General features: G+C 37.6%; 21 protein-coding genes and 1 pseudogene. 1 reads left to right on the forward strand and 21 read right to left on the reverse strand.

The window, feature by feature from the left end; all coding sequences use genetic code 11:
* Positions 1-25 precede the first annotated feature (25 nt).
* The 13 genes from D7D50_RS01065 to D7D50_RS01125 form a co-directional block, all read right to left on the reverse strand.
* Positions 26-625: a response regulator transcription factor gene (locus D7D50_RS01065; RefSeq protein ID WP_120701243.1), complete on the reverse strand. Its 600-nt coding sequence runs from the start codon at positions 623-625 to the stop codon at positions 26-28.
* Position 626: 1 nt separating this feature from the next.
* Entirely contained in the window at positions 627-1,724 is a 1,098-nt protein-coding gene (locus D7D50_RS01070; protein ID WP_120701244.1) for a sensor histidine kinase, read from the reverse strand.
* Positions 1,721-2,461: an ABC transporter permease gene (locus D7D50_RS01075; protein ID WP_120701245.1), complete on the reverse strand. Its 741-nt coding sequence runs from the start codon at positions 2,459-2,461 to the stop codon at positions 1,721-1,723. The genes D7D50_RS01070 and D7D50_RS01075 overlap by 4 nt, the downstream gene beginning before the upstream one ends.
* 4 nt (positions 2,462-2,465) lie before the next feature.
* The gene (locus tag D7D50_RS01080; protein WP_120701246.1) at positions 2,466-3,347 is read right to left on the reverse strand and encodes an ABC transporter ATP-binding protein; all 882 of its coding nucleotides are present in this window, start codon (positions 3,345-3,347) and stop codon (positions 2,466-2,468) included.
* On the reverse strand, positions 3,334-3,531 hold the full coding sequence (locus tag D7D50_RS01085) for a hypothetical protein (RefSeq protein ID WP_023022192.1): 198 nt from the start codon (positions 3,529-3,531) through the stop codon (positions 3,334-3,336). Before D7D50_RS01085 ends, D7D50_RS01080 begins: the two co-directional genes overlap by 14 nt.
* Entirely contained in the window at positions 3,528-3,719 is a 192-nt protein-coding gene (locus D7D50_RS01090; protein ID WP_120701247.1) for a hypothetical protein, read from the reverse strand. The genes D7D50_RS01085 and D7D50_RS01090 overlap by 4 nt, the downstream gene beginning before the upstream one ends.
* A gap of 125 nt (positions 3,720-3,844) precedes the next feature.
* Positions 3,845-4,414, reverse strand: coding sequence for an SP0191 family lipoprotein (locus tag D7D50_RS01095; protein ID WP_023022190.1), 570 nt, complete (start codon positions 4,412-4,414; stop codon positions 3,845-3,847).
* A 161-nt stretch (positions 4,415-4,575) separates the two neighbouring features.
* Positions 4,576-6,240: a DAK2 domain-containing protein gene (locus D7D50_RS01100; protein WP_120701248.1), complete on the reverse strand. Its 1,665-nt coding sequence runs from the start codon at positions 6,238-6,240 to the stop codon at positions 4,576-4,578.
* A 2-nt stretch (positions 6,241-6,242) separates the two neighbouring features.
* Positions 6,243-6,608: an Asp23/Gls24 family envelope stress response protein gene (locus D7D50_RS01105; RefSeq protein WP_023022188.1), complete on the reverse strand. Its 366-nt coding sequence runs from the start codon at positions 6,606-6,608 to the stop codon at positions 6,243-6,245.
* Positions 6,609-6,763: 155 nt separating this feature from the next.
* Complete coding sequence (rpmB, locus tag D7D50_RS01110; protein WP_001140948.1) at positions 6,764-6,952, reverse strand: 50S ribosomal protein L28; 189 nt, start codon at positions 6,950-6,952, stop codon at positions 6,764-6,766.
* Between the two features lie 118 nt (positions 6,953-7,070).
* Complete coding sequence (locus D7D50_RS01115; RefSeq protein ID WP_120701249.1) at positions 7,071-7,766, reverse strand: LiaF transmembrane domain-containing protein; 696 nt, start codon at positions 7,764-7,766, stop codon at positions 7,071-7,073.
* Between the two features lie 4 nt (positions 7,767-7,770).
* Complete coding sequence (locus tag D7D50_RS01120) at positions 7,771-8,217, reverse strand: LytTR family DNA-binding domain-containing protein (protein WP_023027676.1); 447 nt, start codon at positions 8,215-8,217, stop codon at positions 7,771-7,773.
* Between the two features lie 177 nt (positions 8,218-8,394).
* Complete coding sequence (locus D7D50_RS01125; protein ID WP_120701250.1) at positions 8,395-8,706, reverse strand: hypothetical protein; 312 nt, start codon at positions 8,704-8,706, stop codon at positions 8,395-8,397.
* Positions 8,707-9,336: 630 nt separating this feature from the next.
* On the opposite strand from D7D50_RS01125, the gene gshAB reads away from it, so the two are divergent.
* Entirely contained in the window at positions 9,337-11,601 is a 2,265-nt protein-coding gene (gene gshAB, locus D7D50_RS01135) for a bifunctional glutamate--cysteine ligase GshA/glutathione synthetase GshB (RefSeq protein WP_023027672.1), read from the forward strand.
* Positions 11,602-11,721: 120 nt separating this feature from the next.
* Here gshAB and D7D50_RS01140 read toward each other — a convergent pair.
* The 8 genes and pseudogenes from D7D50_RS01140 to D7D50_RS01175 all read right to left on the reverse strand — a co-directional run.
* Positions 11,722-12,106 (reverse strand): annotated as a pseudogene (locus tag D7D50_RS01140) (transposase); the annotation flags it as partial.
* Between the two features lies 1 nt (position 12,107).
* Positions 12,108-12,323, reverse strand: coding sequence for a hypothetical protein (locus D7D50_RS01145; RefSeq protein WP_023022181.1), 216 nt, complete (start codon positions 12,321-12,323; stop codon positions 12,108-12,110).
* A 784-nt stretch (positions 12,324-13,107) separates the two neighbouring features.
* A complete protein-coding gene (locus D7D50_RS10210; protein ID WP_227877751.1) occupies positions 13,108-14,004 on the reverse strand; it encodes a ribonuclease D in 897 nt (298 codons plus the stop codon).
* A 242-nt stretch (positions 14,005-14,246) separates the two neighbouring features.
* The gene (locus D7D50_RS01155) at positions 14,247-14,939 is read right to left on the reverse strand and encodes an HAD family hydrolase (protein ID WP_120701252.1); all 693 of its coding nucleotides are present in this window, start codon (positions 14,937-14,939) and stop codon (positions 14,247-14,249) included.
* A gap of 46 nt (positions 14,940-14,985) precedes the next feature.
* Positions 14,986-18,957 (reverse strand): ATP-dependent helicase, encoded by a 3,972-nt coding sequence (locus D7D50_RS01160; RefSeq protein WP_120701253.1) that lies wholly within the window; start codon positions 18,955-18,957, stop codon positions 14,986-14,988.
* Positions 18,958-19,047: 90 nt separating this feature from the next.
* Positions 19,048-19,578 carry a hypothetical protein gene (locus D7D50_RS01165; RefSeq protein ID WP_120701254.1) on the reverse strand — a complete coding sequence of 177 codons (531 nt, stop codon included), beginning with the start codon at positions 19,576-19,578 and terminating at the stop codon, positions 19,048-19,050.
* Positions 19,579-19,598: 20 nt separating this feature from the next.
* Positions 19,599-22,232 (reverse strand): AAA family ATPase, encoded by a 2,634-nt coding sequence (locus tag D7D50_RS01170; RefSeq protein WP_167444694.1) that lies wholly within the window; start codon positions 22,230-22,232, stop codon positions 19,599-19,601.
* Positions 22,226-22,477 (reverse strand): hypothetical protein, encoded by a 252-nt coding sequence (locus D7D50_RS01175; protein ID WP_120701255.1) that lies wholly within the window; start codon positions 22,475-22,477, stop codon positions 22,226-22,228. Before D7D50_RS01175 ends, D7D50_RS01170 begins: the two co-directional genes overlap by 7 nt.
* Between the last annotated feature and the right edge of the window lie 51 nt (positions 22,478-22,528).

Consider the following 22,528-nt stretch of genomic DNA (forward strand, 5'->3'; position numbering starts at 1 on the left):
TTTCTGTCCCACTCTCTTTTCTTCCTTATAACCAACCCTTTTCTTGGGCGATTTTCGCCGCCTCGGTCCGGTTCTCTGCATTCAATTTGGTCAGAATAGCCGACATATAATTGCGGATAGTCCCGTTAGAGAGAAATAAACGATCCGCAATTTCTTGATTAGAAGCTCCCTTTGCAACTTCTTTTAGGACTGCTTGCTCCTGAGAGCTTAGAGGATTGGGATGGGTTAGGATTCCCTCCATTAATTCAGGAGAATATTCTTTTTGCCCTGCCAAAACCGTATGAAGTGTTGCCATCAAATCTGTAATGCGACGTTCTTTTAAGACATAGGCATCGACTCCAGCCTTGAGGGCCCGCTCAAAGTAACCCGGTCGTTTAAAGGTGGTAACGATGACAACCTTGAGCTGGGGTTGTTGACTTTTGGCCCATTCCAACACTTCTAGTCCTGTTTTGATCGGCATCTCAATATCTAAAATAGCAATATCAACTGGATGGGTTTCGAGTAAGCGAATGGCTTCTTGCCCATCTCCAGCTTGCAAGACTTCTTCTACATCCTCTTGCAAAAGCAAGAGCTGGCAGAGGGCATCGCGCAACATACTTTGGTCTTCTGCAACTAATAAGCGCATCTTATTTCCTTTCTTGATAGGGGATTCGTATTTCTATCCGGGTCGGCTTGTATTGATGACTGATATCCAGCTCTCCTCCCAACAAGGCAATCCGTTCGCGGATCGAGTGTAGGTCCTTATCGGAGACCTTGGCAAAGCCGATGCCATTATCTTCTGCGATCATTTCCACCCCTGTTTCGGTGGAGCGATAAGAGAGAAGGGCTTGCGTTGCTTTGGCATGCTTGATCATATTAGTGGCTAATTCCAGAGACACCATAGCCAGAGCAGACTCTAGGATCGGCGAGATACTAGCTGTGTCGAGCTCATTTTGGATCTCCACTTTGACTTGCGCCACTTCTAGCATTTGCTTGACGGTTTCCAGCTCTCTTGCCAGGGTTCGCTGCTTCAAGTTCTCCACAATCTCTCGGACTTGGTGCATGGACTCTTGACTAATGGCTTGAATCTCTTGCACCTGCTCCTGCGCCTTCTCAACCTGACCCAATGCTAAGAATTGATCAGCCAGGTCTGCCTTGACACTGAGCATAGCAAAGGTGTGACCCAGACTGTCATGTAGATCACGGCCAATCCGATGGCGCTCGTTTTCTGCCAGCAAGAGATTGATCTGGGCATTTTGCTTGGCATGGTCAGCTTTCAACTCTTCCATCATCCGAATCCGAACCATGCCGTAAGTCATGGCATGGGTAAAGAAGAAAATGATGATTAAAAATACCCATTCATACTCCATCGCATTCTGTTTGAAAAAGATAACTCCAAAAAGTAGGAATTGTGATAGAAAAACTGTCCAAAGATAAGGAGAGCGAAAATTGCGAATCTCAAAGTGATAGACCAATAGGTTGCTGATGAAGAAATAAAACCAAAAATAGTTGGCATTAATAAAAAGAGTATTTCCTGCTACATAGGCTAGGAGGTACAGCCAACAAATCCAGATCAGCTTTTTGTTTTCAGTAATCAAGATTCCTAGATAGGAAGCAATAAACAAGAGGGCTAAAAAGAAGTGCCAGTAGGGAACCTCACCCAATAAAATAGAGATAAATGGGAATCCCATAAAGACTAGGCTAGCGTAAAACATATAATGAATACGCTTGAGTTTTTCAATCATGCACGAACCTCAGAATGACGACGATAGACGATGACAAGGGTAAACAAGACCAAGGTAAACAAGCTTAAATAGAGACTAGCAAAGCCATTGACCTGCCCCTTATTTAAAAAGGTCTTGATCAGTTCCATCAATTGATAGGTTGGCAGGCATTTGCCAATAGCTTGCATCCATTCTGGAAAGACACTAATAGGCATCCATAGGCCACCCATAACAGCCAGTCCCATATAGAGGAGATTGCCCGCAACCGACATCAATTGACTGGAAGGAAGCAAGGTCAAGACCAGACCGATAGCTACAAAAGCTAGACTTCCTAGGATGAGAAGGAAGGCCGCTAAGACCCAATCCTGTAGAGACATGTTCACATGCCGCACCACATGACCCACGGTAAAGACGACCCCAATGGATAGGAGAAAGTCTACAAAGAGACCCGCAACCTTTATTAGATAATATTCTACCATAGATACCGGGGTATGGCGCAAGACTTTTTGCCAATTATTGAGTCGATCGGTTTCAAGAACTGTTGGAAAGGAAAATAGAGCCGTAGACATCATGGAAAAAGCCGTCATGGAGAGGAGATAATCCCTCATAAAGTGAGCCGGTGCACCTGGTGTGTCCTGGTACATCCCTGAAAAGAAGAGATAAAAGGCCGTGGGCATCCCTATTGATAATAAATAATAAATGGCTTGGCGTCTGGTCAAATGCCACTCAACCACGCCGAGAGCTTTCATGCGTTTCATCTTCTCAACCTACTTCCTTTGTATTTTCAAAAATAGAATCCAATAAACTTCGATTGGTGACTTCGATCTCTTGGATCGAACATCCTTCTTCTTGCAATCGCGTCCACAAGTGATTGGCATCGCCTGTCACAACTTGGAGGGCATCGGATTTGACCGTCACTTGACCAATTCCGTCCATCCCTGCCACTAGAGCTTGGTAGCGCAAAGGCAGGGTGAAATGTTTTTCTACTTCTTCGCTTCTCATAGCGAGAGGAGTCGTATCCCGAAGCAAACGCCCCTGATGCAAGACCAGAATCCGGTCGGCCGTGTGCTCAACTTCCTCGATGTAATGGGAAGAATAGACAATGGTCACACCTTGATCTTTTAAATGCTCAACGATTTCCCAAAAGCGTTGGCGAGTGGACGTATCCATAGCAGACGTCGGCTCATCCAAAAACAGAAGACTGGGACGACCAATCAAGGTCAGTACAAAAGATAGGAGACGTTTTTGTCCACCAGACAGCTTACTAGCCAATTGTCTCTTCTGTTCTGAACTAAAACGCAATAGATCATCGATTTCATTGACCGTTAAGGGTTGGGGATAAATAGAGCGAAAGAAGCTGATCAGTTCCTGCACGGTTAGCTTTTGCACGATGGCATTCTCTTGAGGAAGATAAGAGACACTAGCCTTTAATTGAGGATGACCAGGAGCTTTTCCCTCCACTTCAATGATTCCAGCTGTTGCCTTTATATCTCCTAGGAGGCAATTCATCAAGGTTGTCTTCCCTGCTCCGTTTGGCCCAATCAAGGCCAAACAGTCTCCTCGTTCAACCTTGAAAGAAAGATCTTCTAGAATCATTTTCCCTTTAATACTTTTCTTCAAGCTCTCAACTCTAATGACACTCATGATGCTCTCCTTTCAACCAGATTTGGCCAGCTGGAATGATGACAGAGACGACCAAGGTCACTCCCCAAACCGTTTGGAAAAACCAGCTAGGGAAATGGGCAGAGAACCAACCCGTCATCTGCTCAGTTACCCAGAGGACCATACACAAAGCAAACATCCAGCCAATTTCTAGTTTCTTGTTCATTGCTCCATCTCCTTTTTAACAGCCTTGACCATTTTCAACACTTCTTGAACAGCCCAGCTCATGATACCAATTCCCGCAAACAATTCCCATGGAAAATGGTAATAGAGGCTATCATCCTTTGAAAAGATCAAATAAACGACCATCCCAATAATCGTCATCGTAAAAACTTTCATTAACCACTGTTTCATTTTTATACCTCTCACTTTCTGACTTTATTATAGCGAAAGGAAAGGATGGCCACTAGATGATTTTGTCACTGGCTCACATGACAAATGTCATAGAAAATAAAAAAAGGCCGGACATGAGTCCGAACCTATGGTGCTGGCGTTTCTTCTTTGAAACCGTGGAGTTTTAATCCTGTGAAAACAGTAGAGGCCTTGATGTCTTTTAGGTCACCAATACCGAGATCTTTAAAGTAAGATAAGTCTTTAACTTTGTCCCAATCAATGGTTTCCATATCAACAGAAACTGTTGAGGCTAATTTTTTCTCTGGAGTGACCTTATATTCGATATTGAAGCCAGCCATGTCTTTCAGTGCTGTGTATTCTGAATCTGACTGCAAGCCTTCATTAATAATTTTTGTCATCTCTTCAGGACTTAGATTAGCTGAATTACTAGCAATTTTTTCAGGTAGGGCCGATAAAACATCTAACTTCAATTTCTGAACCTTATCACCTTTTGTCGTGATGGTGTAGCGATGATGATTGCCATTGATTTCTGCAGTGAGAACCTTGGTTTCTTCCTTTGCCTCACTTGTAACAGTTTCACTTTTTTCTATCGAAGTAGTGGTTGAGCTTTTTGATGTTTCTGTGGACTGAGACTTAGTGGCACAACCTGTCATCACAAAAAGCAAAGCTCCTAAAAAGCAGATTACCTTTTTCATTTGCTTTTTCTCCTATTTCTATTTTTCTAAAGTATAACATATCAAATAAAAATTGTCTAAAAACAGCTCTCTAATCGCTTTCATAAAGCTTTTTTTATCAAAAAAAGGGCCAAAAAATCATTTTTTTGGCTCTTTTTCCTTCTATTTTTGAAATTTTTTGATTATTCGACACTAAACAAATATGGGTAAACCGGTTGATCTCCTTGATGAATTTCGACTTCAACATCTTCATATTTAGCCATCAAGTTTTGGGCCAACTCATTGGCTAGATCTTCTTGACCATCTTCACCGATATAGATCGTAACAATTTCACTATCTTCGTCCAACATCTTATCAAAGGTAGCAGTCAAGGTCTCCATCATATCTGGATTGGAAACAACGATTTTACCATCAACCATTCCAAGATTGTCGTTTTCATGGATTTCAAGACCATCAATAGTGGTATCACGAACGGCTGTCGTCACACTACCTGAAACAACATCTTCCAATGAAGCGCTCATGCGCTCGTAATTTTCTTCGATAGACTTGCTTTCATCGAAGGCAAGAAGACTGGTCAATCCTTGAGGGATGGTCTTGGTCTCTACAACAGCTACAGGTTGTTCAATGACTTCTGCTGCTGATTGAGCAGCCATCAAGATGTTTTTATTGTTTGGCAAGATAATGATGTTGCGCGCATTCAACTCTTCAACAGCTTTGACAAAATCTTCTGTTGAAGGGTTCATGGTTTGGCCACCAGAGATGATGTAATCCACTCCTTGCGCTTTGAAGATATCCGCTAATCCGTCACCCGCAACGACTGCGATGATGGCATATTCTTTTGCTTCAGCTGGTTTAGCTTGACGTTCTTCTTTCTCAACTTGTGCTTCATGCTGGTTGCGCATGTTGTCCACTTTTACTTTGACCAAGCTACCATATTTCAATCCTTCTTGCATGACAAGACCTGGATCTTCAGTATGGACATGGACTTTGACAATTTCATCATCGTTGACGACTAATAGAGAATCCCCAAGGTTGTTCAAATAGTTACGGAATTCGTCGTAGTCAAAGTCTTTCACATAGGTTGGGCCTTGTTTCAACGCTACCATGATCTCTGTACAGTAACCAAATTGGATATCTTCGGTTGCCACATGACCTGCTACTGATTTGTGGTGCTCTGCGTTGATCATTTCTGACATGGTTGCTGGAGTCGCCACAAATTCTTCAGAAGCGATGAATTCTCCTGTCAAAGCTGATAGGAACCCTTCATAGATGAAGACTAAACCTTGACCACCAGAGTCCACTACACCGACTTCCTTCAAGACAGGAAGCATATCTGGTGTTTTGGCAAGAGCTGTCTTAGCTCCTTCAAGAGCCGCACGCATGACTTCAACCGCATCATTAGTAGATTCTGCTTTTTTCTTAGCACCGATGGCAGCACCACGAGAAACGGTCAAGATAGTTCCTTCTACAGGCTTCATAACTGCTTTATAAGCAACTTCAACCCCTGCTTGGAAGGCTGCTGCAAGAGCTGCTCCATCCAATTCATCCTTGTCTTTGACACTTTGAGAAAATCCGCGGAACAACTGAGAAGTGATGACTCCGGAGTTTCCACGCGCTCCCATCAAAAGCCCCTTAGCAAAGATATTTGCTGCTTCTCCCACAGTTGAAGCAGAGCGATCAGCTACTTCTTTTGCACCATTTTCAATGGTCATTCCCATATTGGTTCCAGTATCACCGTCGGGTACAGGAAAAACGTTCAATGAATTGACATACTCGGCTTGTTTATTTAAGCGAGTAGCCCCTGCTTGGACCATTTCTTGAAATAAACTAGTTGTAATTTTAGACACGATTATTCTCCCACAATTTTAATGTTTTGGATATAGACGTTGACTGTATCCGTTGTGATTCCAAGTTGATTTTCTAAACTGAATTTGACACGCTCTTGAATATTTTTTGAAACTTCGCTAATCTTTGTACCATAGCTCAAAACAGTGTAAACATCAACCGCAATACTTCCTGCTTCTGTTGTCTTCACAACTACACCCTTAGAGTAGTTTTCCTTACCTAAGAGAGCTTGGAAATTATCTTTAATCGCTTTTTTGCTGGCCATTCCAACCACTCCAAAAATTTCAGTGGCTGCACCGCCTACAACAGTTGCGATGACATCATCGGTCAATTCAATTTGACCATCTTTTGTATTGATTTTTACTGTCATAATTTCTACCTCAAAAGTATTTTATATTCTATTTTACCATAAAAGAGGGCGCGTGTAAAAGGGATACACCTTTCTCCTATCGGTTGATACAAATGTCCAAAAAGAGAAAAAAAGAAGAAAAAAGAAAAGGACCTCCAAGAGATCCTGATTTCTGATTAAACGCGTTCTACTTTACCAGATTTCAATGCACGAGCTGAAGCCCAAACTTTTTTAGGTTTACCATCGATAAGGACAGTTACTTTTTGAAGGTTTGGTTTTACGGCACGTTTGGTTTGGTTCATCGCGTGTGAACGGTTGTTTCCTGATACAGTCTTACGACCAGTGAAATAACATACTTTAGCCATTCTGTTTTGCCTCCTATTAGATCTAATATTACGGATGTGCTAGCACCACATACCGTACTATATTACCAAAAAAACTTCCTCTTGGCAAGACCTTTGAATAAGTTTTTCTTAGATAGGCTTATTCGAAGGATTTCTCACCTACATAGATGATTTCTAGGTTCCCCAATGAGACCTCTCCGACGATGTAAAAGTCCTTGCTGGTTAAATTGCTTGGATTTTCCTGGTGTTGGATGGCTGACAAAGAATTTTCTACATTGACATGAACCCGCCAATCGCTTGGAACATAGAGGCTCAGACTTCCAAGGGAAACATCCACTGCGAACTGGGCAGACGGACCTTCCATCCGGCAATTATCAAAATAGATCGAAGCTTCTCCAAAACTCACATCGGCACTTCCACCTGTAAAATTCTGGTCATTCAAATACTTGGTCACTGTAGAAAAGGAAACATCGATATCATTGCCAGCAGCTTGGGCATGTGATCCTGCTGAACAGGAACTCCAAGTCGTTTTTGCTTTTTTAGAGGGTTTAAAGAGAATATTCAGACCAATCACCGCTAAAATAGAAGAAAAGATGACCACCGAATTGGATACTGGAAGAAAATGATATTGACCATTAAGGGAGAAGAGAGCCAAGATCCCATATAGGAAGCCCCAACCAAAGTGTCGCTTCAAAAAACTTGAGAGGGAAAGGACTGCTAGTAAAACAACCCAAGCCAGCGTCCAGATACTGATTTCCCATTTTACAAAATAACCTTGTAAGAGCACTAGGGCTGCTAGGAGGATTAAGAAAATCCCAATTAATTTATTTTTCATCTTGTTACCTCATTTCCTTTAACCGTTCTTTTAAGAGTTGATAATAGTGCCGGGACACGTGTACCTGTTTATGGGTTTGATAAAAGTTTACTGTACTGGTTCCCGAAAAAGATTTTTCAATAGAATAAATCTGCTTGGCATTGACAATGGTCGACTTGGAGATGCGACAGAAAGCAATCGGCAAGATTTCTTCCAACTCATAGAGTTTTTGACGAACCTCATAGGCCTCTTCTCTGGTATGCCCATAAATCTTTTCGCCATCTGTCTCAAAGAAGAGAATTTCTGACACATCTACGAAGTACTCGCTTCGATCCTTGTAAAAGGTCAGTGGCGTCATTTTTTGCTCCAAGATCAACTGTTGCAAGCGGGCGACTTCCTCCGTCAATCGAGGAGCCCGGATGATCATTTCTGGCTCATCCATCTGCGGATCTAATTCGATGCGAACTTTCATAGGACTCCTTTCTTAACCTTTGTTAGTAACATTATAACAGCTGTTCAAAATCTTACAAGTCCTTTTTGGTAAGTGGTTATTTTCAGCTCCTAAGTGGTTCTTTCAGACAGCTAAAAAGGACTTGGTCTGAAGAAATCTCTTCAGACCAAGTCCCTAGAGCGAATATAATTGGAAGCATTATTTTTCTTTTGGTGCGTCTGGAAAGAGAAAACCTAGACCAAGACAGGCCAAGACACCCGCAGTCATCACGACCCCATTTGAAATTGGAAGAAGATCATAGATGGCATTGGCAATGATCAAGCCAATCACTGCACAGATCAAACTAGACTTGTAGTCTTTCTTGAGTGCATTTTCAAGAGTAAAGAAAGCAAACAAGACAACCGGAACCAAGGGCCAAAGATTGGCATCTATTTTGGGATAACCAATGATACTAAAGGTGATGACAGCGATAGCTGCAAGGATAAATCCAAGACCAATTAATTTTTTCATAATACTACCTCTTTTTGTAATGTTATCAGAAGACTGGCTTCTTTCGATAATCCTACTATAGCAAACAAAGGCAAAGGTGACAAGGAAATTTGGATAAGTGGTCGAATTATCGGACTATCTGGTCACATGAACATTAATGAGCCAGATGAAGTATCCATATTTAGGTTATGGTTCCTCTCCTTCATTAAACAATTAAAATCCGTGTTGATCGAGAAGATTAACGATGAGTTTGAAAATATCCGAATACTTTTAAAATCATTTGGTGCAAATAAAACTTTTCGTAAAACCTGGTTTGGAAAGTATGGGTTTCAGTTGGACTAAAAACAGCGTATTATCAAGGCTTTTCAGAACGATATCTACTGATTAATTTCATAAAATATGAATCAATAGATTATAAATAGGGGAATAGTTTAGGTCTGTAAGCATTAAAATAATACACCTACAAAGCTTATTATATCAGATTTTCCCCAGTTTTATAAAAATAGGTAGAGAAAAAACAACTCTAAAACCTGCTCATTTTTCACAAACTTGCGTTAAATGTTGGTAAATCATAGCCATACGTAGCAGAAATTTGTTTTTTGTTCCTATTTATAATAGACTAACACTAACATTAGATGAAAAGGTGACTCTATGATTATAAATCAACTGCTTCAAAAGCTGGAGCCTACTAGCCCTATCCTTCAAGCTAACTTTGGAATTGAACGCGAAAGTCTTCGTGTCGATAGACAGGGAAAATTAGCACATACGCCTCACCCTTCCTGCCTAGGAGCTCGAAGTTTCCACCCTTATATTCAAACAGATTTTTGTGAGTTTCAGATGGAACTCATCACACCAGTTGCTAAATCTACCACTGAGGCTCGTCGATTTCTTGGAGCCATTACCGATGTAGCTGGACGTTCCATCAGTAAAGATGAACTTCTCTGGCCCTTGTCCATGCCTCCTCGTATCAACGCCCAGGAAATCCAAGTTGCCCAACTGGAAAATGAATTTGAACGCCATTATCGTAACTACCTGGCCGAAAAATACGGAACTAAACTACAAGCTATCTCAGGTATCCACTATAATATGGAACTAGGGAAAGATTTGGTTGAGGCCCTATTCCAAGAAAGTGACCAGATTGATATAATTGCTTTCAAAAATGCCCTCTATCTTAAGTTGGCTCAGAACTATTTGCGCTATCGTTGGGTGATCACCTATCTCTTTGGTGCTGCACCTGTTGCTGAGCAAGGCTTCTTCGACCAAGAAGTGCCAGAACTCGTGCGTTCCTTCCGAAACAGCGACCATGGTTATGTCAATAAGGAAGAAATACAAGTATCTTTTGCAAGCCTAGAAGACTATGTCTCTGCCATCGAAAACTATATCGAACAAGGTGATTTGATTGCGGAAAAGGAATTTTACTCGGCTGTTCGTTTCCGTGGACAAAAGGTTAATCGCTCCTTCCTTGACAAGGGAATCACCTACCTAGAATTCCGTAACTTCGACCTCAACCCCTTTGAGCGTATCGGTATTAGCCAAACTACCATGGATACCGTACACCTACTCCTTCTAGCCTTCCTCTGGCTGGATGCCCCTGAAAATGTTGATCAGGCTCTGGCTCAAGGTCACGCGCTGAATGAAAAAATTGCCCTCTCTCATCCTTTAGAACCTCTACCTTCTGAAGCTGAAACTCAGAACATTACGACAGCTCTAGACCAACTGGTGCAACATTTTGGGCTTGGTGACTATCATCAAGGTCTGGTCAAACAAGTTAAAGATGCCTTTGCAGATCCGAACAAGACACTAGCTGCTCAACTTCTTCCTCATATCAAAGACAAGTCCCTTTCTGACTTTGCCCTTGACAAGGCGCTTGCCTATCATGATTACGACTGGACTGCCCACTATGCCCTTAAGGGTTATGAGGAGATGGAACTTTCTACCCAGATGCTGCTCTTTGATGCCATTCAAAAAGGGCTTCATTTTGAAATCCTAGATGAGCAGGATCAATTCCTTAAACTCTGGCATAAAGATCATGTTGAGTACGTCAAAAATGGTAACATGACCTCAAAAGACAACTATGTAGTTCCTCTTGCCATGGCTAATAAAACCGTGACCAAAAAAATCCTGGCTGATGCTGGCTTCCCTGTCCCTGCCGGCGACGAATTTACCAGTCTAGAACAAGGTCTAGCCTACTATCCTCTTATCAAGGGCAAGCAAATTGTGGTTAAACCAAAATCAACCAACTTCGGTCTGGGCATTTCCATTTTCCAAGAGCCTGCCAGCCTTGATAACTATAAGAAAGCTCTCGAGATTGCCTTTGCAGAAGATACAGCTGTTCTTGTTGAAGAATTTATCCCAGGAACCGAATACCGTTTCTTCATTCTGGACGGGCGTTGTGAGGCTGTCCTCCTTCGTGTCGCTGCTAATGTTGTCGGTGATGGCAAACATACCATTCGTGAATTAGTCGCTCAGAAAAATGCCAATCCATTGCGAGGCCGTGACCACCGCTCACCTCTGGAAATCATTAAGCTAGGAGACATCGAACAATTGATGTTAACTCAGCAAGGTTATGCACCTGATGATATTCTCCCAGAAGGGAAAAAGGTCAATCTCCGCCGTAACTCCAACATCTCTACGGGTGGTGACTCTATTGATGTCACTGAGACAATAGATTCCTCTTACCAAGAATTGGCAGCAGCTATGGCAACTAGCATGGGGGCCTGGGCTTGCGGGGTTGACCTCATCATTCCAGATAGAACTCAGCCTGCTAGCAAGGAAAAACCTCATTGCACTTGTATCGAGCTCAACTTCAATCCCTCTATGTATATTCACACCTATTGTGCTGAAGGTCCTGGACAAGCTATCACTCCAAAAATCCTAGACAAGCTTTTTCCAGAAGTTGCCACAAGTCAAACCTAAAACCTAATTCTTAGGAACAAACAAATCACCTTTATCTCGATGATATGATACCTCTTAAGTAGACAAGGTAAATACCTAAAATCTACGGCTCTTTGTCAACTGTAGTGGGTTGAAGAAAGGCTAAGCTCGAGAAAGGACAAATTTCGTCCTTTCTTTTTTGATATTCAGAGCGATGAAAATTCGCTTCTTGAAGTTTTCAAAGTTCCGAAAACCAAAGGCATTGCGCTTGATAAGTTTGATGAGATTATTAGTCGCTTCCAATTTTGCGTTGGAATAGGATAACTGAAGGGCATTGATGATTTTCCCTTTGTCCTTTAGAAATGTTTTAAAGACAGTCTGAAAAAGAGAATGAACCTTCTTTATATTGTCTTCAATGAGTCCACAAAAATTTCTCTGGTTCCTTATTCTGAAAGTGAAAAAGCAAGAGCTGATAGAGATTATAGTGGTATTTCAAGTCTTCTGAATAGCTCAAAAGCTTGTCTAGGATTTCTTTATTGCCTAAATTTTCAAATTAAGTTAGACTTTTCAAGTAACTCAGAAAAACTTGGTAGGGTGATTGAAATAGTTCTATATGGTAATTCATAGACTACCCTCTGTTCAACTATTCCCCCTTCATCTGTAACAAAAAAATATTTCTCATGATGTCGCCAAATATGTTGTCCATAACCTTTTATTTCCTCAAACTTACTAACTTCTTCCCAGCCTAGTTTACTATATTCCATGTATGTTCTCCGATCTTTTCACTAATATCTTACATTACACCTTCAGGAATATCTCCTGTTGATTATTGTAACTATCTAGTTGACTGTTATACCAAACCCTGGAATTCTGTCAATATCTTCTTTTCCCTATTTTGATTTATTTCTCAGCTATATGGTATATTAGGATACTTTGAATTCACCTTAAACAAAAAAATGCACAAGTTAATTACAACCCTGCACATCTTTTTAATTTTATATTTAAAAGAGACTATAAATCAACTTTCCGAAAAATTTATATTTTCCGAAAAGATAGTTTTGAGCATTTCTAAAATAACTTTAGAATATTGATAAAGTCATTCCCGTATTAGCTAAGACTACGATCATACATTACAAGAGAAAATAAATGTTGAACTTGATAACATTCAAAAACTTTTATAATTTTTGGTACAAAAAGCAATTCAACATCAAAAAAGCCTGTTACAATAGGCTTTTTCTTGTGTAGCTTGATGCCGAATGCAAGCATTCTAGTTGTTTGGACGAACTAAACTCAACAATAATATACCGATTTTAAAGCTAATTTAACTAAATGAGATTTCATATACAAATAGACTGAAATTCAATTTGGTACAAATTTGGTACAAATAAAACTTTTCGTAAAACCTGGTTTGACAAGGTTCTGTTGTAGGTGATTTCAAAACAGCTTGATAGCAATATCCGATAGTTTTCTACTGCCTTTTTATTTCAAAAAATTTGATTGAATTTAATTGAAATAGGGAAATTTCTTCTTATATTCTATCAAATTCTACTATCTAAATAAGTCTTCCCATTGCGTAATAGATGCAGGTAGAATCGGCTTATTTTTCTCATAAAAATCCAATAAAGTACTATCATATATCCGAACCACATTCTTAAGCTGATCTAAATTAGAAATCTTAGGTGCATGAAGATAAACTATATATCCTTCTTCAACATATTGTTTAAAGTCTAAAGCATTAAGCTCTCTTGCTTTTTTCCCCTTCACTTGTACTACTGCTTTTCTAGGGTTCTCAACATCCCTCGACATCATTTCGCACTCAATCTTAATTGTGGTAGAATTTTTTGCTATTGAGTTCGATAGAACATAGTAATTTTCCTTTACTTGAAGATATGAAATAACAAGTTCTTCTAAATCAAAATCTGGCAAATTATCTAGCAAACCTCCTACATACGGAATTACTTGATAATAGTTACTTTGTGATAGCTGATTAAAGACAAGCTTTGAATACTCAACTATTATACCATCACGAATATATCCGGCAGTACCTCCATTAATCCTTGTAAAAGATGCTTTAATTTGTCCTGGAACCTGCATCCCAAAGTTATAAGCTTCCACTGGAATAAGTGCTCCGATATCCATACGTTTATCACAAACAACTTTTACCGGCGATTTCACCTTACAAATCCAATAATTTCCATTTAAATCTCGAGTCCAAAGCAAATCGTCTACTTTCGCATTTCGAAAAATATTTATTGCCGGATTTGCTTTACCATTTTCTTGTTTTATCCGATTATAGTATTCTCGAAAATCATCAGATGTTATACCTTCACTTAGTCTACTCCATCCAATTGCAACATATTGTTCAGAATTATTCAAGCAGAAATCAACCATTTCCTGTCGATGACATGTATTTGTTTTTAAATGTAGTCTAGCTACATAATCCATCTCGATGCCTCTCTTTCTATTCTTTTGCTAAAGATATTTACATCAACTGGTGAATCTAGTTTCTGATCCCTTTATCTATTAAGAATAATTTTAAATCTCCTCTGTATCTTCAGAACCACACCAACGGCATTTTTGAAAATTTTCTGTTTCATCAACATCGTAGCTATAGTACCCTAAGCATTCATTACAGTAACGATCAATTTCCATATTATTATCCTCCGTCTGCACTTTTAGATCTAAATTTAACTAATGTCAGTTATAGAATAAATAACATCTTTACGTTCAACAACAACATTACAATCTACTCTCTCTTTTCTTAGTTTATCCAATAACTTTTGATTTGGATTTATAGCTGTAGGATGCCCAGTCATTTGAAGCATTGTAAAGTCACCTGTTGTATCTCCATAAGAATAAGAATTCTCTAAATCAAAAGGTAACCCTTCTAAAATTTTCTTCTTAGACTCTGAATCCCACATAGGAACTACTTCACCACTATACTTAGTTCCATCATTTAAGTATTGGGATGCAAACCATAAATCAGCACCCAATTTCTCCGCCATTTTTTCTACTAGAAAATCGGGAGAACCAGAAATAAAAATAATCTTATGTCCTTGTTTTTTATGCCATTTAATACGATCGCGAGTAAAACGATAGAGTTTTTTACTTTCTTTTTCAATCACTTTTTTGGCTACAAACTCAACATCAAGAATTTCTTTATTTGAGATATATTTTGTATACAGTTTAGATGCTGTATACAGATAATCATCATAATCTAGTTCTCGATTTTGCCAAGCATTTTTATGAGGTTTCAATTCCATCTCTACTGATATTGGAAAAACATCATAAGCAATACACTTCTCCATATGATGAAGAAGAAGAGAGTCTCTAAAAATCGTCCCATCAATATCAAAAATTGCAGCAATTTCTTGATTCATTTATTCTCCTAAATTTCTAAAAAACATATAAATTTTAATTATTTGATTATACTTTTACATTTTCTTTCAACAATTGAAAATCTACAAATTCACCTAAACGGCAATAATCACAATCTTTTTTACCACAACCAGCAGTAAAATCGGCTACATTCACTTTATCCCAGAATTCTTGAATTTGAGCGAAAACTAAATCTAGATCTTGTTTTGTAACTTTTACAGTATGGGTCGAGTAGCCTTCCTTTGCGCCATCATCATCTAGAAAAATATACTGAGTTTGAATTTTCTTACCTGTAGTATCTATTTCTGAAGAATTTTCTAATAAAAGATTATAGAATACTGCTTGACGCCAATAATCATGTCCAACTTCTAGTTCTTCAACACCTCTCTGAGCAGAACCCGTCTTATAATCTACTACTCGAATAAGATCATTGTCAAATTCTAACTTATCTATAATCCCATTGATTAAGTATTTATCCCCCAATTTAACACGAAGTTCTTTCTCTAAGTGAACATGCTCCCCTTTTAAACTGCTCGGAATATAATGTTCAAAAAGATTGGACAGTAAGCGATGACCATATTCTTTTAATTCTTCTACGGACATTGTATCGATGATTTCCTCTTGATGAAGGCTCAATGAATTATCGTAATATTTAATAGCTTCCTCTAATTGTAAATCTTCTTTATAAATTTGTTCCATAGTTTCATGAATTACAGTACCAAACACGGGACCAGTTGGGGCATGTTTAGTTGTTACTTTTGCAGAATTTTCTTTTGATCCTGCTGATAATCCAGCTGGTTGAGATAACTGTAAAATATCATCAAAATAGATACTCTTCGGACAGTCTAAGAAATGATTTAACTTGCTAACACTTAAACTCTTATAGTTGGATCGGACTTGTTGATAGGTCGCAACCTCTAAGGCTTTGGTATTATCAAATTTAGGAGCTACGTTTGCTAATGCTTTGAGGCAGTAGTCGCAAGCAAAATTCTCTCCATCTTTTTTCACCAATCCACAGCCACAATTGAAATCGCCTTGTTTTAACCTCATAACAGCATCTTTAATTTGACTGAGTACTATATCTACTTCCTTTCGAGTAATTCGTATATCATTAGTTTCAGAGAAGCCATCCTCATTAGTTGAATCCTCAACAAAAACATATTTAACCAGTATTTCTTTGTCAGAAATATCGATACCGGCGTTTGTGAGGAGGACATAATAGAATACAGCCTGGCGCCAGTAATCCCCACCAAGAGGTTCTTTTTCACCCGGTGGCACTAATTTATCTACAGCATTTTTGGCTTTTCCTGTTTTGTAGTCAATTAATCGTATAACACCTTCTTCGCACTCAATTTTATCAATTTTTCCATTTAACTCAATATCAGATACTTCTGATAGATCAACTTTGGTGTTCGAAATATCACCTAGCTTGATTCCTTTAATATGCTGCTCGACTGCAATTACGCCATCTTTGAGATAGCCATCTTTCTTATAGAGATTTTCAATAATATTTCTTCCTCTAGCATAAGCATCCTTCTTTATTCTATCTGAAGATAATTGATAAGATTTTTCATCAAAGATTGTCTCAAACAATTCTAAAGCTTCTTCTAAAGAAAGAACTGTTTTTACTGTTAGTTCTGAACTTTGCGAATCATCTATAGAAATATATATTTTTTCTAATAATTCGTGAATAATGCTACCAAATACCATAGCTTCGTTTGTTTCAGATGGTAATTTTAATCCCTTATTGAAATAAAAACTCAAAGGACATTTAAGAAAAGCATTTAATGTACTAACACTTAAACTTAATTCACCTAAAATTTCACTCGGAATATCGTCAGAAAACTTTGGTATTACTATTTCGTCTATAGACTGACATTCCTCGAAAGATTCTGTCACTTCCACTGGATCAATAAAATTCTCAAATTCATTAATAAAGTGGGTTTTAGCCGAATCATCAGAATAGGAGAGATGGAGAACCTTCTTTGCTCGAGTCATTGCAACATAAAATAGGCGACGATTCTCCTCTTCTTTTAGTTGAGATTCATTCTCAACTTTTCCATTTAAACTTGGTGGATAAGAGAATCTACCCGAATTATTTTCACCTCCTGGCCATTTTCCACCTTTATTTCCATCATTACATTTCATCATAAATACATGTTCAAACTCTAGACCTTTAGAACCATGGGCTGTCATTAATTGAACACAGTTACTTGGAGAACCCGAAATTTCTTCAATTGGTAGACTAATCTTCATTTCTTGTAAGGACGATAATTGATTCAAAAATCCTTTTACAGTCAATTTAGGGTGGAGCAGACATTCTGTTGACATTAACTTATAAAGTTCATTTAGAACTGAAACCAAATGATATTTTTCTTTTGATTTCATAATATATTCGTCAATTCCTAGAGTTTTCAATATATCACCTAGGACATACATAGGAGATAAGTAATTCTCTGATCTACTAACTTTCTTTCGAATCACTTCTAGTTTTTTATCAATTTCTGCTATGGAAGGAATAGAAATTTTTTCATCCTTCCTGAGATTTCGTATTTTTGCGATTTCTGAGGGTTCCACCTCAAAAAAATCAAAATATACGATATTGCGAAGTGCTCTGATATCTCTTGATGGTTGACAAAGATATTTTAAAATAGCTACTATTTTTTTGAAGATAGGTTCTTTGAATAAATCCTGATTTTCTTTCATTTGAACGAAAATACCATTATCACGAAGAATCTTCGCAAACTCTTCTCCATAGGAATTTCTTCCATAGATGACTCCAATTTCCTGAGGAGATACACCCGACTGAATCAACTCTTCAATCTCACTCAGTACACCATACATTTCATCTTTTGCATTTGAATATGATTTCAAGATTGGCAATTGATAATCATAATTTTTATTATCGCCAGCTGCAACAAGAACTTTCTCTTCTCTTGGATTATGACTGATTAGTTGTCTCGAAGCATCAATGATAGCTTGTGATGAACGATAATTTTCTTCAAGAACTATTTTCGTAGGTTTATACTTCTTATCAAAAATTTGAATATTATCTGCACTCACTCCTTGAAAACGATAAATACTTTGATCATCATCTCCTACAACAAAAATATTTGGATTCTTCTTCCCTTTTACTAATAAATCTACGAGTTTGTTCTGAATAACTGAAGTATCCTGAAATTCATCTACAAACAAATATTTTATACCTTCAGAGACACTTCTTTGGAAAGCATCATCTTCCTCCAACTTTTCAATGGTCCATAGAATCATATCATCAAAGTCAAAATAATTGTGATCGCTAATATCATCGCTATACTTTTCAACAATTTCAACTCCAGCAAGTAACTTTTCCATGTTTTCTTGTAATTTTTTTAATGGTTCTTCTTTATAATCTCCAGCTTTCTTATCTTTATACTTTCTAGCATACTTGAATTTACTATACAACTCATCTCCAGGTATAGATAAATCAATCATTTTAAAGTATTCATCTATCTCTTTTTCTAAAATAGTTTTATCCAGTTTTTCACGTTTCATTTTTGTAAAAAGGTCTAATAGTTGCTCTTTAAAAGAATAACGTTCTCCAGAGTTTTTATAAAAAGGACTCTCTTCCGTAACATGCTCATCTATAATATCTTTGAGAATTTCATACTTAGCTGCAGTAGTAATTACTTTAGGCTCTTCACCAAATAAATCAGAGTTTTCTAGTATCAATTCGCTACAAAAAGAGTGGATAGTCGATACTCTAACGTTACGTCCTTCTTCACCAATCAATCCTTCCAAACGATCCAACATTTCAGATGCACCTGCCTCTGTATATGTTAAACAGACAATCTCTTCTGGATTTGTATGATAATTTGTTAAAATATTGGCAACTCGACGAGAAAGAATCTGAGTTTTACCTGTACCAGGGCCAGCAATAACCATCACAGGCCCTTCTACAGTATCAACTGCTCTTTTTTGTTGTGAATTCAACTTTTGATATTCTTGTTCATATATATCCTTAAAATTCTTCATTACCATTTTCTTCTCCTTACTTACTAATCATCGCTTTTAAAATAATTATAACATAGTAATAAATCTATTTGTATTCGTTTACAAATAGAAAGACTATTACATTTTAAAATCACTTCTCCTTGTTTCAATGACTCTTATTGCAGATTTTATAGCATGAAATTCATCAATCAAGTTTCCAATAAGATTGTAATTTTGCCTAGTCAGTCTTCCAGACATTACTTTTTGAGAGATTTCTTGGAATTTATACAAATGACTCTCTACACTTAGCAACATTTCCTTTGCATCCTTTAGGTAATACTTTCTTGCTAAATTTCCAATTTCTTCCTTAAATGAGTCAACATTATACTCATGAATGGTAACCTTATTTCCCTCCATAAAGATATCATTTGCTTCATAACAAGTAATAAATTTTTGTTCAATTGTATTACATACAAAGATGACACCATAATCTGAAATGTACTTTTTAGCTTCTGGTTGTTGTTCAACGGACGAATCATAAACTGTTAAACTGCCAATTTGTCGCCCCACCCATTTAGGAAGTAAATCCGTACTCACCTGGAATCGTTCCTGAGCTCTTTGAACAAAATGCTCCGTCCATGTATACTGTGGTGCATAAGAAAGTCCCATACCCATTCTCCTTCCATTTATTATTGACTTAAAACTTCAAAAACTAATTCAACCCCATCAGAATCTATAATCACCTTATCTCCCTTATTAAGACGATTATTGATAATTAACTCTGACAAAGGAGTTTCAATCAGTTTAGTAATACCTCTCCGAATTGGTCTAGCACCATTCTCAGGATCGTAGGTTCTTGTAGCAAGCAATTCTACTGCTTTTTCTGTACACTCAAGTTCATATCCACTTTTCTTAATCATCTCTATTTCTTTTTCAAGTAACAATCTTGTAATTCGAAGAATTGTTGATTCCGAAAAAGGTTTAAAGGTCACAATTTCATCAATACGATTTAAAAGTTCTGGACGGAAAAAATTATGGACTGCTTCCATCGTTTGTTCCCGAATAATCTGTTCACAAATTTCATTCGTTTCAACCATTGTGAATCCAACTCGTTTATCCTTTTTAATTGCATTTAAACCTAAGTTAGAGGTTAAAATAATGATCGTATTTGTAAAATCAACTTTTTGTCCCATACCGTCCGTTAGAATACCGTCATCAAAAACTTGTAACATCAAATCATAGACTTTAGGGTGAGCTTTTTCAATTTCATCAAGTAGCACAACTGATTTTGGATTACTTTTAACAGCATTTGTTAAAATTCCACCTTTACCAAATCCTACATAACCTGGGGGAGCGCCTATTAATTTTGATACTTCGTGTTCTTGTTGATATTCTGACATGTCTAGTCGAATAAGATCTTCTACAGATCCCGTTAATTCCTCAGACAAGACTTTTGCTGTTTCTGTCTTACCAACACCGCTAGTACCTAGAAATAAAAAGACTCCAATCGGTCTTTTAGGATTTCTAAACCCTGTTTTAGAACGAATAACAGCTTCCGCTATAGAATTTGTAGCATCTGATTGGTCAATAACTTTTTCAGCCAGAATACTTTTTAAATTAGAAAGACGGAGCAACTCTTGGTTATCTGCGTCTTTTCCAACCTTCATATCTTGATTTTTGACCTTAAGATTAGTTTTATGTTCCACAGCCTTTTTTATATCATCTTTTGTAATTTTAAGATCATAGTGAGTAGAAGTTAAATTATTACGTGCTCCCTGGAATTCAGTTAGTTTAAGATTAAGTTTTCTTCGTATTTCTTCAACAGCCACCTCGTTGTATTCAATTCCTTGTGCAATTTCCAACTCTTTCTTTAATTCGTCGACTTCATTTTGATAGTCTCTAATTAGAGTGACTTCTTGATTCGCTTCAATACGAACCAGGGCTCCAGCGTTATCGATGATTGTAAAAGCAGAATCTGGAAGTTTTTCACTTTTGAGATACTTTTTAGCTAATTTAACTGCTAACTCAATTGTGTCATTCTCAAAATTTGCATGATGAAAATTTTCATATGCTGGTGCTACCGTCTCAACAATTTTAATCGTATCTTCGATACTTGGTTCCTCTACAATTACTTTTTCAAACCGTCGTACGAAAGCTGTATCACCTGAAACATATGCACTCCATTCCATAGGGGTTGTTGCTCCAATAATTCGGAAATCACCACGTGCCATTAAAGGTTTTAACAAATCTGTTAGGTGTTTTGCTCTTCCTAGCATATGAACTTCATCAATAAATAAGATAACGTCTTTTTCCCGTTTCATCTCTTCTATGAATCTTTTAATACACTCGCTTGAAAATACTCCAAATGTTGCACTTAAGTCATTTAAACTAAACTGAAGTATTTTCTTACCCTTTAGAGACAAAACTTCATCTCTAGCAATACGCATCGCAATTCCATCAACAATTGCAGACTTTCCTACACCACCATCACCTAATAAAACAACATTATTTTTATCTCTACGTGTGAGAGCAATCTCTACCTTTCGAATTTCATCATCACGTCCAACAACCTCCATTAGCTCCCCATTTCGGGCTTTTAAAGTTATATCTGTTGCTATATCATTTAATAGAGAATAGTCTGGATTTGATAATTTTGAGGAGATATGCGCTGCTCTTCTTTCTTTACTAGCTCTCTCTCTTTCAGCCTTCCCATCAGATAAATCTCGAAATCGAAACCACGAATTCGTAAAGACATCTAATAGGCCATCTTCAGAATAACTACTTCTACCAGTCGACAAATATTGTTTGTAAATCAGTTGATGCGCATTAGTTTCCTGCTCTTGAGAAATTCCTGATAAAAGCCAATAAGAATCGATTACACCATCAGGAGAATTCTGTAAGCGCATCTCTTCAGCAAAATCAAAAATCAACTTCAAATATTCAGAAATCGGAAATTCATCACACTCAGAAAGATAATACGAAGAAGAAGGCTCTTGAATAATTTCTACAGGTGATGAAGTAATCCATTCATGCATCACTCTCCTTTTAGAAAAATCTTTTAACTCGTCGGTTTCAAGAGTACAACGTTGTTCACTTCCAATAAATTTTCCTTTAGAATACTCTCTTAACAACTTACTTTTTGTTAAAGAGTAATATCCTAAAGCATAACCCATTCCCGTATCGCAAATGTCTAATATACAAAATAGAATATCCTGTGTTTCGATCACCTTATAGTCTTTTTTAATAATCCGATGATTTAATTGTTCCAACGCAAGTTTTAATTGCCTACTGACTTTGTATTTAACAATATTGTTTTCTAGCATGAACTTTCTCCTTTTACAATTTTATTAAGCTCCTTTTTGGCATCTTCGTTCAAATACAATACCTCTGAATATTCATCAATTCCAGAGGACCACGCAAGGAATTTACCTTCTACCAATTTTTTTAGATCTGACAAAGATAATGAGATCATCTGTCCACCGTAAAAGTCACGGTGATATTCTGATACTTCTTTAAAAGTCTCTAACCATTTAATTTCAAAATCTTCTTCAATTCTTTTGCTACCCATCTCTTAACCTCCTTTATAATTCGTAACTTAATTATAAAAAAAGGCATGGAC

It is taken from the genome of Streptococcus koreensis, assembly GCF_003627135.1.
GTDB lineage: Bacteria > Bacillota > Bacilli > Lactobacillales > Streptococcaceae > Streptococcus > Streptococcus ilei.

Coding starts and splice junctions, on each gene's coding strand:
- D7D50_RS01065 (WP_120701243.1), bottom strand. CDS start 625: ATGCGCTTATTAGTTGCAGAAGACCAAAGTATGTTGCGCGATGCCCTC.
- D7D50_RS01070 (WP_120701244.1), bottom strand. CDS start 1,724: ATGATTGAAAAACTCAAGCGTATTCATTATATGTTTTACGCTAGCCTA.
- D7D50_RS01075 (WP_120701245.1), bottom strand. CDS start 2,461: ATGAAACGCATGAAAGCTCTCGGCGTGGTTGAGTGGCATTTGACCAGA.
- D7D50_RS01080 (WP_120701246.1), bottom strand. CDS start 3,347: ATGAGTGTCATTAGAGTTGAGAGCTTGAAGAAAAGTATTAAAGGGAAA.
- D7D50_RS01085 (WP_023022192.1), bottom strand. CDS start 3,531: ATGAACAAGAAACTAGAAATTGGCTGGATGTTTGCTTTGTGTATGGTC.
- D7D50_RS01090 (WP_120701247.1), bottom strand. CDS start 3,719: ATGAAACAGTGGTTAATGAAAGTTTTTACGATGACGATTATTGGGATG.
- D7D50_RS01095 (WP_023022190.1), bottom strand. CDS start 4,414: ATGAAAAAGGTAATCTGCTTTTTAGGAGCTTTGCTTTTTGTGATGACA.
- D7D50_RS01105 (WP_023022188.1), bottom strand. CDS start 6,608: ATGACAGTAAAAATCAATACAAAAGATGGTCAAATTGAATTGACCGAT.
- rpmB (WP_001140948.1), bottom strand. CDS start 6,952: ATGGCTAAAGTATGTTATTTCACTGGTCGTAAGACTGTATCAGGAAAC.
- D7D50_RS01115 (WP_120701249.1), bottom strand. CDS start 7,766: ATGAAAAATAAATTAATTGGGATTTTCTTAATCCTCCTAGCAGCCCTA.
- D7D50_RS01120 (WP_023027676.1), bottom strand. CDS start 8,217: ATGAAAGTTCGCATCGAATTAGATCCGCAGATGGATGAGCCAGAAATG.
- D7D50_RS01125 (WP_120701250.1), bottom strand. CDS start 8,706: ATGAAAAAATTAATTGGTCTTGGATTTATCCTTGCAGCTATCGCTGTC.
- gshAB (WP_023027672.1), top strand. CDS start 9,337: ATGATTATAAATCAACTGCTTCAAAAGCTGGAGCCTACTAGCCCTATC.
- D7D50_RS01145 (WP_023022181.1), bottom strand. CDS start 12,323: ATGGAATATAGTAAACTAGGCTGGGAAGAAGTTAGTAAGTTTGAGGAA.
- D7D50_RS10210 (WP_227877751.1), bottom strand. CDS start 14,004: ATGGATTATGTAGCTAGACTACATTTAAAAACAAATACATGTCATCGA.
- D7D50_RS01155 (WP_120701252.1), bottom strand. CDS start 14,939: ATGAATCAAGAAATTGCTGCAATTTTTGATATTGATGGGACGATTTTT.
- D7D50_RS01160 (WP_120701253.1), bottom strand. CDS start 18,957: ATGGTAATGAAGAATTTTAAGGATATATATGAACAAGAATATCAAAAG.
- D7D50_RS01165 (WP_120701254.1), bottom strand. CDS start 19,578: ATGGGACTTTCTTATGCACCACAGTATACATGGACGGAGCATTTTGTT.
- D7D50_RS01170 (WP_167444694.1), bottom strand. CDS start 22,232: ATGCTAGAAAACAATATTGTTAAATACAAAGTCAGTAGGCAATTAAAA.
- D7D50_RS01175 (WP_120701255.1), bottom strand. CDS start 22,477: ATGGGTAGCAAAAGAATTGAAGAAGATTTTGAAATTAAATGGTTAGAG.